Source organism: Gluconobacter cerinus (assembly GCF_025961355.1).
GTDB lineage: Bacteria > Pseudomonadota > Alphaproteobacteria > Acetobacterales > Acetobacteraceae > Gluconobacter > Gluconobacter cerinus.
In genome coordinates, this window is the sequence record NZ_JAOQNM010000001.1 from 3,064,139 (window position 1) to 3,076,699 (window position 12,561).

Here is a 12,561-nt window from a genome sequence, read left to right on the forward strand (position 1 = left end):
TGATATTTTTCCAAAATAAATATAAATATTAAATGGATTGTTTATAACATCCATTATGCACAAGGCTATGTATGCCATGTATCCAAAATTAAACTTAAAAACCGCAACTCGCCCCAGCATAATAGCACCTTTTTCTACAAATTCTTAGGGCCAACCTGAAGGAAGGACTACCTTTAGCCGTTGTAGTAGCGATTTTTTTCGATGAGATGTCCGTAATATGTCAGCTTAGAAATGCTATACCTTTTAGATATCAAAACGGCACTTGATGGATTGAAAGGCAAAAGGAAATTGTGGATGAGAGGAATATGTCCGTGCTGAAATAATTTGCTCACATAAGAGACATCATCAGGATGATCTCACATGCTATCAAGACTGGATGACTGTGATGCCTCATCTCCTTATCGTTGATGACGACAAGGACATTCTCGCCTTGTTGACAAACTTTCTCGGTAAACATTCCTATACCGTGTCCATAGCTGAGGATGGCGTAGCCATGTTCTCCGCAATATCGGCAGGAAATGTTGATCTGGTCATTCTAGATATCATGCTACGCAATGAAGATGGCTTTAGCCTCTGTCGTCGGCTGAGAACGTCTTCGAATGTACCAGTCATCATGCTCTCTGCTATGGCAGAACATACGGACCGGGTCGTCGGTTTGGAAATCGGAGCGGACGATTATCTGACAAAGCCGTTCGATCAGCGTGAGCTTCTTGCCAGAGTTAAAGCAGTTTTGCGGCGAACATCTGGCAAGCATGAAATTTCATCCGAGAATGAAGCCCGTCCCCTTTTGGCATTCGGGGGCTGGCGCTTGGATGTCGCGCGCCGTGAACTGCGATCCGAAGATAATGCCTTGGTTCTCTTATCAGGTGGAGAATTCGAGCTTTTGTTAGCTTTAGTAGAACACCCTCAGAGAGTTCTTACCAGAGATCAGCTTCTGGATTTCGCCCGGGGACGAAACCACACGGCCTACGACCGCAGCATCGATGTGCAGATCAGTCGTCTACGGCATAAACTTGAAGATGACCCTAAAAACCCGACCGTAATTCGTACTGTTCGGAATGGAGGGTATTTGTTCTCCCCTGCGGTCAAGCGTTTATGAAACGCCGCCTATGGTTTGAAGACACCATTACCCTTCGCCTCGTAACCACTGTTGCGCTTGCAGCCGCTACGACAATTGGTTTTCTCCAGTTATTCTTCATGTTTGGGGGGTATTGGGCAGCACCTAATATTGAACAAACCGGCCTCCTACAAGAAGTCGCTACAGTAAGTCGCGTAATCAGTGCTGCCCCACAGTTTGATCGCGTCAAGCTTTCTAGTGCTGCTTCAACTGAGAGGCTGACGTTTGAGTGGTTTGAAACGGGAAGCAATACCGCAAAGGCCCTTGAAACGGCCCATTATAAGCCTTCCGAAGTTCAGTCCGGGGAACAATTGATTTCTTCATTCATCGGAAATACAGCGCGGCGCCTTGATGCATTCTCGATAGAAAACCCTGTTTCCGCAACGGAGGGTATTCGTGTTGATAAGCGCAAATACCCGAATGCGACTTTTCTGGCTCTACAACTCCAGGACGGTAGCTGGCTTCTTTGCTCCGCGCTTGTGCGTAGTTGGGGCTTTTACGCCCGCGAACGCCTTCTTTTAGAACTCACAATTCTCGTATCATGGATTATCGCAGTATCGCTTATTGCCTCACGTCAACTATCCCAACCGATTGAGAAACTTGCAAAAGACGTGGGCCGTTACGGCGCTAAACCATATACTGCCCCCATTCCGGAAACCGGGCCCCGGCAATTACGGTTGGTTGTAAGAACGATCAACGCCATGCAGGCACAGATTCAGAAATTCATTGCTGACCGTACAACCATGCTCGCAGCGATTTCTCATGATCTGAGAACACCCTTGACCCGTATTCGTCTAAGAGGGGAGTTCATCGAAGACCCTGAGCAGCAGGCAAAGCTGTTTCGTGATGTTGATGAAATGCAGGCGATGATTGATGGCGCGCTCTCTTTCTTTCGTGACGATGCCATAAGTGAAAATATTACAGTATTTGATCTCCCCGGAATTTTGCATACGATTGTCAATGATTTTGCGGACCAGAATATTTCAATAAACTACATCGGCCCAGTCCGCGCGACATGCCAAGGTCGACCATTTGCTCTCAAGCGTGTTTTTACCAATCTGGTAGAAAATGCGATCAAATACGCTACTCCGCCGACGATAGAGTTGATATGCACCAAAGAGCGGTACATCGTCTCCATTCGAGATAAAGGCCCTGGCATTCCTGAGAGTGCGATCGAGCGAATATTTGAGCCCTATTTTAGGGTTGATAAATCCCGCAACCGAGAAACTGGCGGGGTGGGCCTGGGTCTTACATCGGCTTTATCAATTGTTCAGGCTCATGGCGGCTCAATTGATGTTTGCAATCATGTCGAAGGCGGCCTTGAAGTACGTGTCAGTCTGCTTAATCAGAGTTCTATTTTCTTGCCCACATCAAAATAGTTTCAAGTAAAAATTCTACGGATATAATTAATTCTAATTTTAGAAAAATATTATCTTATGTTTCAATTTTGAAATAATAGAGAGATATTTTAGAAATCCTTATCTTGTAGATTAACGACATAGAGGATCCTCGATATTACCTTTGAGGTAATCCTCTCTTGTAGTCTATATTCTGGTGAGGTTTATTCAATGGAATTATCTGTTTCATCCTTTCTTGGTAAAAATGGCTGAGCAGATGCGCTGTAAATTCGCCATGGCGGCCTACTTACGATTTCTCGGCTATTTGTTTTGCATCAACGCTATGAGTTTTGCGTTCACCGTACATGCTAAATCACCAGATAAATGCCCTGAGACAGTAGTTTAGAAATCAGGCTTTGCGTCCTTAGATGCAGATCATGATGGTCGTCTTTCTTGGCCAGAATTTAGAATTGCGCTTGAGACGATCATCCGTTGCAAAAACGGTATACACGCACGCGAATTCAAAGCACTTCCAGAGCCACAACAGGAATCTATTCTACTCTATTTCTTCTTTGCCATGGATCCGCAGCAAAAAGGATTTGTAAGCGAATCCAACTGGAAACCTTAAAGAGAAAAAACAACAATATTTTCTCTTTTTATAAATAGAAACGCAAAAACAAACTTAATAGAAGGAAAATATCCGTGTTAAGAGTAGTGAAAAATACCGTGCAATTAGGAACCTCCATACTCCTGTTTCTGGACATAACGGGCTGCGCTGGACAGAAAGTAACGCATTCAGGTTTTCTACCGGAAGAGACCTACACTGAAATGACACCCCAAAAAGGGCATGTGGATGACCATATCTACGTAAAGCCTGGCTTGGAGGCTTCTAAATACAAAATTGCGGTGATTGATCCTGTTGCATGGCACCCTGTTGCCAACGCGCCTCACCTCAAACCCGAAGTAGCTGCACGTATGACTGATGCGTTCACTACAGAAATTAGAAAGCAGGTCGGAACGATCTATAACGTCGTCGATGCATCAACATGCGCACCTTGCACAGACGCAATACATATTCGCGCTGCGATTACCAATATTCGTCGTAGCAAATGGTACTACAATGCTATTCCTGTCGTTGCAGGGTTTGCCGCAGGTGCCGCCGGAGGTGGTATGCCTCCGATTCCTCCGCCGTTCCCAGGCGGAGCTAGCGAAGAACTCATTGCAGTAGACGGATCTAACAACGAAACACTTGTTGCTATCGCTACGTATAATAACGGCATGCCATGGAACATGATGGGACAATGGTTACCATATGCCCACGCAAAACGTGCATTCCACCTTGCCTCGACTCTGTTAGTGGAAGAATTCAAAAAAAGTGGGGCAACGGTTATTACTACAGAAAAAAAATAGAGAACTTGTGGCATCATCAGGACCAATCTTGATGATGACAACTTTACATAGATGCTACGGCTTAATACGGATACCTACTCAGGTAGACTGCCTCACCAGAAGGGATGGCGCTAAAGATGCAAGGGTGGGAGTCAGTATTTTTTTGTTCCAAATATCATTCAACATTTGAACAGCAACACATCCCATCTCAGAAGATGGCTGTGATGATGTTGTGAGCGAAGGCGTTGTGAAGGCCGTGTAATCAAGGCCGTCGTAGCCTGCAATTGCTACGTCTGCAGGCACCTTCAGCCCGGCATTCTGAACTTCATGCAGGAAGCCGAAAGCTAATGAATCACTGCAGCAGATGACAGCCGTTGGCCGTGTCCTGAGTTTCAGAAATGCTTGTGCAGCGCGTTTCCCAGATTGTAGATCGAATGGACCCCCTTCCAATCTGACTAGGTCCGCTAAAAGGCCTAATCTTTTCAAGTGACTGGTAGTCGCTTGAAATCGTATTTGCTCATGGGTGGTCTCGCGTGGCCCGGAGACGAAAGCAAAATGACGATGACCGCGCGCAGCCAAATGATCCACGATTTCCGAGAATGCCTGCTTTTCCTCGGCTACGACGCTAACAAGGCCATAGGATGTCAAATCGTTCAATACACTGATGACAGGGAGGACATGTTCTCTCGGTCTGAACGCATGAGGCGTTGTCCATTTCTCTGCTGCGAGAAGTAGTACCCCGTCCACCGTTCCAGTTCTTAAAAATTTGGTGGCATCGTCAGCCGAGATCGCCTGGCTTAGATTTTGTTGCAGCATTACGCTCAATCCATGAGCTTCCGCCTCTTCGCAAATCCCTCGAAGAACTTCGGTAAAAACTGGCGAGATCGGTTGTCCTGGAAAGGTCGGGATCAGCACCATGATGGTGTCCGTTTTTCCAAGGATTAGGTTGCGAGCTGCGGCATTGCCAACGTAGCCCAGTTGCGCGGCCACTTCTTGAACAAGCAGGCGTGTCTCCTCACTTACGCGCTCTGGATTTGAGAGCGCACGACTGACTGTGGAAACGTTCAGGCCGGTTTTCTTTGAAATATCAGAAAGCTTAACGCGCCCGTTCAATGCCTTGCCTCATGCCTGCGTCTACCGCGCGGGTTCATACCTTGCATGAGCTCTTATAATAATCCCGTTTAGATTGAAATTATTATTGCTAGAATCACCTTAAGGGCCCTCCAAAAAAATCGGATCTCGCCTTTTTACTATACATAATTTGGCAATTTTGAATTGAGTAAAAGCCGCGTGAAGTTATGCTGTGGCGCTTCAAAGACCTGTTGTGTAGGCCCGGCTTCCACCACGCGACCATTCTGCATTACAAGGACATCGTCACTGATCTGACGAATGACGCCCAAATCATGAGAAATGAACAAATAAGAGATATTGAGGCGTTCTTGTAGCTCTGTGAGCAGTTCCAGCACCTGTGTCTGCACTGAGACGTCAAGCGCTGAAACAGGTTCATCACAGACGATCAACTTGGGATTTCCCGCGATGGCACGTGCAATTGCGATGCGCTGGCGCTGCCCGCCTGACAGCTGAAGAGGAAACCGGCGGGATATATCTGGTGTTAGCCGCACTAATGTCAAAAGAGCCGCAATGCGATCATTATACTCGGCATGTGGGATGGCACTGGCTTTTAGAGCATCAGCAAGAATACGCTGAACAGTCCAGCGTGGATCGAAGGAACTGAGTGGATCCTGATAAACGATACCCATTTCATGTCGAAACGGTCGGCGCTCATGTTCTTCAACGCTTCGGTTGGTCTTCGCTTGAACTCCGCTCCATAATCTCCCGTCAAACCATACATTCCCCCCATCAGGTTCCAGAAACCCGGCGACAATCCGCGCTGTTGTCGTCTTCCCTGAGCCAGATTCACCCAAAATGCCGAGTGTTTTTCCTCTTCGAAGGGCAAAACTGACATGATCTACTGCGAGTCTCGATGCTCCAGTCGTATTAGGATAGCTTTTGACGATATCATTCACGACGAGTAACGGGGTGTCGTCTTTCGCTTGCAGAGTTGAAGGGTCTGGGGACTTACGGTTTTGCTTCGGAACCGAACTTAGTAGCAAGCGCGTATAATCCTGCGAAGGATGGCGCAAAATTTGCTCAGTCTCGCCCTGCTCTATCATTCGCCCGTTCTTGATGACGATGATCGAGTCAGCGACCTGAGACACCGCTTCGATGTCATGGCTGATCAACAATATTCCATGACCTGCATTTTTCAGGTCACGAAACAGGCCGAGGACACGGGAGACCGCACTGGCATCCAGCGCAGTCGTTGGCTCGTCAGCAATTACTATCCCTGGGTTCAGAGCTATTGCAGAGGCGATGAGCGCTCTTTGCCGAAGTCCTCCAGAGAGTTCATCGGCCCGTTGCCGTGCACGTATTTCAGGTTCTGGCACAGATGTGCTTTTCAAAAGCTCCAGCACCTGCTTTCGACGCGTTGTACGATTACGCAAGCCGCGCCACTTACCATCTGCCGTCAGGGATTCTTCTATTTCCTGCCCGACTGTTCGTAACGGATCGAGTGATGTCAGCGCATCCTGAAGGACGAACCCTATCTTCCGCCCACGAATTACGCCCCAGCTAGCGTCATCCAGCCGCAGGAGCTCATCATCACCGAGGCGAAGGCTCCCTGCTGTAACCTGAGCCCAGTCGCCCGCTAATCCGACGAGACTGCGCGCGGTTACGCTTTTGCCCGATCCGGACTCACCCACCACAGCCAAAATTTTGCCAGGTGTTATTTGAAAAGAGAGGTCGTGTACGACCTGCTTTCCACCAAATGATATGGAAAGCTTTTCAACCGTCAGGTCCTGTCCGGTCATAGTGAGTACCTCATGAGGGTCTGCCTTCGAGGCGACGTTGTAAGAAGCGTCCGACTATTGTTGTGGACAGCACAGTCAGCACGATGAAAAGGCCGGGAAAGAGAGTGAGCCACCAGGCATCAGCGATGAAGTCGCGGCCCATGGACATCATGGTTCCCCATTCCGGGGTGGGCGGCGGTGCTCCGAGCCCCAGAAAAGATAATCCTGACGCCCAGACAATTGTTTGGCCTACGCCCATGGTGGCGGTCACAATGAGCGGGCGAAGTGCGTTGGGAAGAATATGCCGCTGAACGATGGAGAACGGCGTGTGACCCAGGGCGCGAGCGGCCTCAACGTATCCGGAGTATCTGACTGATAGAACCTGACTGAAAACCATCTTGCCATAGCCGGGCGTCGCAGCGATCCCGATGGCCAAGGCTAGCGGCCCTGCCCCTGTCCCAAGACTTGCAGAGAAGAGAAGCGCCAGTATCAGGGCGGGAAACGAAAACAGCACATCTATGATGGCACCAATACTTTTCTGGAGCCATCTAGGGCCAAGCCCACCTGCTAACCCTAGGATAATCCCACCGGAAAAACTGATTGCGACAGCCCCTGCCCCCACAAGCAGAGATTGGCGTGTACCGTGGATGACACGTGTCAGAATATCCCGGCCAGACTGGTCTGTTCCGAAAGGGTGGTTCCAGTCTGGGGATAAGAAAGCGTGCCGTGGTGCGATGGCATAGGGATCAGTTGCGCTGATCGCATTGGGAATGATGGCTGACACCAAAAGGAACACCAGAAAGCCTGATGCAGGAAGGGTTGCAAGGGGAATCTGCTTCCACGCGATGAGCCTCTTTGCAGTTATGGTCATGGCGAAACTCTCCGCCCACGAGATGTTGCGAGGCGCGGATCAACCAGTTCATGGATGAACTCGATACCCAGGCTGGCAAATATGTATGCGACCGTGACAAACAGAACGATGCCCGTTGTTAGGGGCATATCCTGCGCGGAAACGGCATAGACCAATGTGCGTCCAAGCCCCTTACGTGAAAATATGGCTTCGATGACAGCCGTCTCACCAAGAAGAGCGCCGAGAGCCCACGCTGAGAGTGCGATACCCGGAAGAAGCGCGTGACGCAGGGCATGACGACGCAAAACCTGCCCCAGACTAAGCCCTCGCATTCTTGCGTTAAGAATGAACGGCTGCTCGAGGGCAATTTCCAAAGACTCACGCGTTACCTGTGCCAGAAATCCCCCCAAGGGAATGGCAAGAGAAAATGCCGGCATAATGAGAGAGGCGAACGATGAGCTTCCGGCAGGTGGTAGCAGGTGTAATCTGAATGCGAATATCCAGAGCAGCACAATTCCAAGCCAGAATGGCGGAAGCGCCGCAGCGGAGATGTCGAAAGAGGCTCCAATGGTCGAGAGCACTCTTCCGCGCCGCACTGTGCAGAACACTGACAGCAGTGCGAGCGTCCATGCGAGGAGCAGAGAAATGGATGCCAGTGCCAGCGTGGGTAGCATCTGCTGGCGTAAAACTTCCGCAACACGCAGATGCTGGCTGAAGGAGACGCCCAAATCCCCGTGCAGAAGACGCCATATATAGAAACCATATTGCACGATGAGGGGGCGATCGAGGCCGTACTCCTTTGTGATCGCTGCGACCGCACCCGGTGTGGGGTTGGCCAGCGCTCCGCCGAGAATGATCGTTGCCGGGTCACCTGGCATCATACGTACCGCGAGAAATGTCAGCGTGGCAGATGCGAACAGCATGCCAAGACTCAAACCAATCCGACCGATCAGCCGCTGAGAAGCCAAGTGTCTCATCATGGCGTCATCCAGGCATCATGAAAATTGATGACGCGTAATGATGGCTCGATGCGTACACCGTGGACATTGCTGAACACCCCTAGACGCGTGGTCTGCGAATACGTTGTGATCTGAAGCTGTGCCTTGGCAATGATCTCTTGCGCCTGTTGGTAAAACGCTTTCCGTTGCTGTTGGTCTTGCGTGGCCAATGCCTGTTCCACGACACCGTCGAAAAGCGGGCTGCTATAGCCTGAAGCATTCTGATGAATGCCGTGCCGGAAATGGTTGGTAAAAGCAGATCCGAAAACGATGCGAAGAACATCCGGAGTATTTGTGTTCCAATACCCGATCCGCACATCATAATCCCAGGCGTCACTCCGCGCGATATTCGCAGTCTCACTTAAAGGCTCCAGGCGGACATCGAAGCCTGTCTGGCGGGCTGTGGCCTGTACCTGTTCCCAAAGAGTGCGATCTGCAGGTGCAAGAACCGTGGAGATCGGGATATGTACGGTCAGTCTCTTGCCGTCCCGGATCCGATATCCATCGGAATCGTGCGTTCTCCAGCCCGCGTCATCCAGAAGTGTATTGGCACGTTGTGGATCGTAGTTCTTGGTATGCTCGAAATCCGGACTATAATCTGGCGTGGAAGGACTTAGCGGGCCACCAGCGCGCTCATAATGATGGAAAAATATACTGCCTAATGCCCCATCAATATCTGCGGACCGAATGAACGCTTCACGGACACGGATGTCGTCAAATGGCGGCCGAAGCGTATTCAAGGTTCCGTTAGTAGGATTTCCCGGTCGATCTGCCATCAGTAATGATATGTCCGGATTGGCTTTTGCCGGCGTTTCGCCCTCAGGGGGTACGCTATCAATCGCACCAACCTCGCCTGCCTGAAGCATGGCAAAACGGACTGACGGTTCGGAAACGAAGCGCCAGACGATACCTTCAAGCCATGCTGGTCCCTGATGGCGTGCGGCAGGAGGAGCCCATGCATAGGCTGGGTTTCTCTTGAGAACGACCTCGCTCTGATGATCCCAGTGGCTGATAATGAAGGGACCAGACCCCACAGGGCTTTGGCAGTTCACATCGCGAGGCCGTGCCAACGCTGTGGGGGACTCAATTCCAAGAAAACCCTGCGCCAGAACGTTGAGGAACGCTGAGTATGGCGAAGACAGGTGTACCGCTGCCGTATAAGGATCGAGAATATCGGTTCGGGTGTATTGGTGGATGTATCCCCCCGCAGTCCCCGATTGGGTCGTGGGGTCCACCATATGGTCCAGATTACGCTTTACGGCCGCCGCATCGAACCTGCTCCCATCAGTGAAGGTCACGTCATGACGGAGGTGAAAGATGTATGTGAGTCCGCCGTCCGTAATCTCCCATGACGTTGCCAGCCACGGGTGAATAGCGCCCTGTTCGTCCATGGAAACGAGCCGGTCCAGATATTGTTCGGCAATATAAACCTGCGGCATGTCCCCATAGACATGGGGATCAAGGCACAAAGGCTCGCGTTCCGTCGCAAAGACAAGCGTCCCACCTTTTTGAGGCACTGAACTCTGCTGCCGGCTCATATGTCGCGGTCTACTGTCTGTATCATGCCGATACAACAAGACAGCTAAAGACACCACGATCGGAGCGAGTATCAAAGTCCGTGTGCGGTTATGACGTTTGCTCATGTGTCTGACCAATGCGTCGCGTCAGGAAAGGACCGGCGCATCATCAGAGGTGCTTCCCCAGGTCACTGAGGTGGACGGTCACGCCGCCAAACACACTGAACCCGTCACCCGGGTAAAACATTGCGGAATCCGTATGGTTTAGGTTGTAGGCGGTATAAGCGGCTGTGGCGTAATGCTTGTTTCCGAGATTACGGAAATCAAGAAAAGTGCTCCACATTTTGCTTTTCGCCTCGTAACCGAGCTTCAGACCAAAGATCCCGTATCTGGGCGCCTTTAATGTGTTGGCGTAATCAACATAATAGCTTGAAGACGATCTGAAATCGAAGTTCGCATAGAACCCCAACGGATTATTATACTGAAGTTCAGCCTGATATTGCCATGTTGGGATCGACGGGAGTTTGTTCTGTCCGAGAAGTGGGTCATGTCTGTAATAGAAGTCATTAACCGTGAGAGCCTGCCGGAATGATAAGGCACCATACTGATGCAGATTAAAGAGCTTTGTTGACAGGCCCGCTTCAATCCCCTGATGAATAGTCGGACTGGCGTTAGACGTTGTAGTGATTTCTGCTGTTGTACTGGTTGCGCGCGTAACCACAACTGACAGCAGTTCATCTTTGACCCAACTCCGATAAAGAGTCAGGTTTCCGTCGAAGATGCCGACATGACCTCTGATGCCGATCTCAGCCGAATTAGCCCGTTGGGCTTTTAGTGGCCCTACAGTTCCTGTATCATTGTAGGGACTGCCCCCTTTGACATCATGGTAGTTCCACGTCACAGGCGGGTCGATCAAACGACTGAAATTGGCGAACACATCAACGTCAGGATTAATTTCGTAACGCAAGCCTACGCGAGGCGTAATGAAGACATTATTATAGTGTTCACGGCTCTGAAGAGCTGAGTTGGGTATTAGACGGTCAACAACGCGTATATTGCGGTCAATCCAGATAACTGAAAAGCCGCTGGTCAGCCAAAGCCGGTTGAAAATGTTGAAATTATTCCCAGCTGCAAAAACCAGATCGTGCGATCCGCCATATTTGACACGCTGATGAAGGGTCCAGTCTTCACTATTAGACTGCGTAGAGCGGACGGACGATGTGTAATATCTGGAATCTCCAGAGACCATATGCACGTCACTCAGAATGAAGTTGCTTTCGATCCTCCGTCCGAGGAGGCGATCGTTCCGGTTATATTTGATGGAATTGTTGATATCCGTGGAACGCCACAGATTAAACTGCTGCGTATTCGTCCCATTAAAGAGCGGATAATCGTTCCAGGTAATGCCGTATTCCAGCCTGGAATCATCATCGAAAATATAATTGGTTTTAAATCCCAGCATTGTGCTTCTGGTCGGGCGCCCTCCCCAGTCGTTTGGGTTGATGCTCGGGCTTTTGCGAAGCTGAGCAAGTGTGAGCAAACCACCGTAGTGGCCGAACCCTTCATCCCACTTGAAAATAAGGCGAGCAGATAATTTGTCGGTGAAACGGTAGCCAAGATTTGCGACGACATCAGTGCGATGCATTGCCGTATAGCTCTGAAATCCCTGGCGATTGGTTCGCGCTACGGTGACGTAGTAATCGCCTTTCTTATTGCTGAATGTTCCGCCCTGACTGACTTGTTCTTTCAGAGTGCCGTAGCTGCCAGCTTCAAAGCGGGCCATAAACCCTGGAGCAGACACGCCTGTATGTGTTACGAAATTGATGCCACCACCGAGAGCAGTAGCCGCGTAGTCAAATGCGTTGGCGCCATAAAGAACTTCAGTGCGCTGGTAGCCGGTATTATTGAGTCGATCTTCCTGAAATCCTCCCACACCGCTGACAGTCAATCCGTCAACGAGGTATTTCATTCCCAGGCTGTAACCTCCGTAGAAGACGCCTGCGCCCGACCCTCTTATGGAAATCTTGTTTCCGGTACTTCCACTGGTTGCCTGCGCAAAAATGCCGGGCTGGAATGCCAGAGTGTCCTCGAGTGTGGCTGATCGCCCCTTCTCGACCTCCTTGCTGCTGATAACTGTAAAGTTTCCCGGCACCTTTCTCAGGCGCTTTTCAGCGGTACGGACACCATTTGACCCCGTGACACTGATATCCTCACTCTTTGAAGGAGGCACAACGCTGTTTTTAGAGTGTGAAGATGCAACATGAGTGTTCGGAGAATTGACTCCAGAATGGGTGTGAGGGGCACGCGAGCTCGGATTTTTGTTGCGTTCAATATCCTGAGCAAAAGCAGCCGGCATTAGGGTGCACGTTGAAAGAACGGTCATGCCAAGGAGGAGGATGCGTGTGCGCTGCTCGTAAAAGGCTTTCATGACTCGTTTCTCAACATTTGGGTGATATCTCGGAACTTAAAATCAGCCGCTGTGGGAGGCATTTTCCCCAAGCGAT

Annotated in this window: 9 protein-coding genes; 3 read left to right on the forward strand and 6 right to left on the reverse strand. The window is 50.2% G+C overall.

Features of this window, described 5'->3' with window-relative positions:
- The first annotated feature begins 376 nt into the window (after positions 1-376).
- The 3 genes from M2305_RS14225 to M2305_RS14235 all read left to right on the forward strand — a co-directional run bounded on the left by M2305_RS14225 (position 377) and on the right by M2305_RS14235 (position 3,864).
- Positions 377-1,099 carry a response regulator gene (locus tag M2305_RS14225; protein ID WP_099212967.1) on the forward strand — a complete coding sequence of 241 codons (723 nt, stop codon included), beginning with the start codon at positions 377-379 and terminating at the stop codon, positions 1,097-1,099.
- Positions 1,096-2,496 carry a sensor histidine kinase gene (locus M2305_RS14230; protein ID WP_211503102.1) on the forward strand — a complete coding sequence of 467 codons (1,401 nt, stop codon included), beginning with the start codon at positions 1,096-1,098 and terminating at the stop codon, positions 2,494-2,496. The genes M2305_RS14225 and M2305_RS14230 overlap by 4 nt, the downstream gene beginning before the upstream one ends.
- A gap of 672 nt (positions 2,497-3,168) precedes the next feature.
- Positions 3,169-3,864, forward strand: coding sequence for a DUF3313 domain-containing protein (locus M2305_RS14235; protein ID WP_264649755.1), 696 nt, complete (start codon positions 3,169-3,171; stop codon positions 3,862-3,864).
- Positions 3,865-3,942: 78 nt separating this feature from the next.
- Here the strand turns inward: M2305_RS14235 and M2305_RS14240 are convergent, their stop codons facing one another.
- The 6 genes from M2305_RS14240 to M2305_RS14265 form a co-directional block, all read right to left on the reverse strand.
- Complete coding sequence (locus tag M2305_RS14240) at positions 3,943-4,956, reverse strand: LacI family DNA-binding transcriptional regulator (RefSeq protein WP_264649756.1); 1,014 nt, start codon at positions 4,954-4,956, stop codon at positions 3,943-3,945.
- Between the two features lie 137 nt (positions 4,957-5,093).
- A complete protein-coding gene (locus M2305_RS14245) occupies positions 5,094-6,713 on the reverse strand; it encodes a dipeptide ABC transporter ATP-binding protein (RefSeq protein WP_264649757.1) in 1,620 nt (539 codons plus the stop codon).
- Between the two features lie 10 nt (positions 6,714-6,723).
- Positions 6,724-7,563 (reverse strand): ABC transporter permease, encoded by an 840-nt coding sequence (locus tag M2305_RS14250; RefSeq protein ID WP_264649758.1) that lies wholly within the window; start codon positions 7,561-7,563, stop codon positions 6,724-6,726.
- Entirely contained in the window at positions 7,560-8,522 is a 963-nt protein-coding gene (locus tag M2305_RS14255) for an ABC transporter permease (protein ID WP_264649759.1), read from the reverse strand. The genes M2305_RS14250 and M2305_RS14255 overlap by 4 nt, the downstream gene beginning before the upstream one ends.
- Positions 8,519-10,078, reverse strand: a complete 1,560-nt coding sequence (locus M2305_RS14260) for an ABC transporter substrate-binding protein (RefSeq protein WP_264649760.1) — start codon at positions 10,076-10,078, stop codon at positions 8,519-8,521. Before M2305_RS14260 ends, M2305_RS14255 begins: the two co-directional genes overlap by 4 nt.
- Positions 10,079-10,226: 148 nt before the next feature.
- The gene (locus M2305_RS14265) at positions 10,227-12,485 is read right to left on the reverse strand and encodes a TonB-dependent receptor family protein (RefSeq protein WP_264649761.1); all 2,259 of its coding nucleotides are present in this window, start codon (positions 12,483-12,485) and stop codon (positions 10,227-10,229) included.
- Between the last annotated feature and the right edge of the window lie 76 nt (positions 12,486-12,561).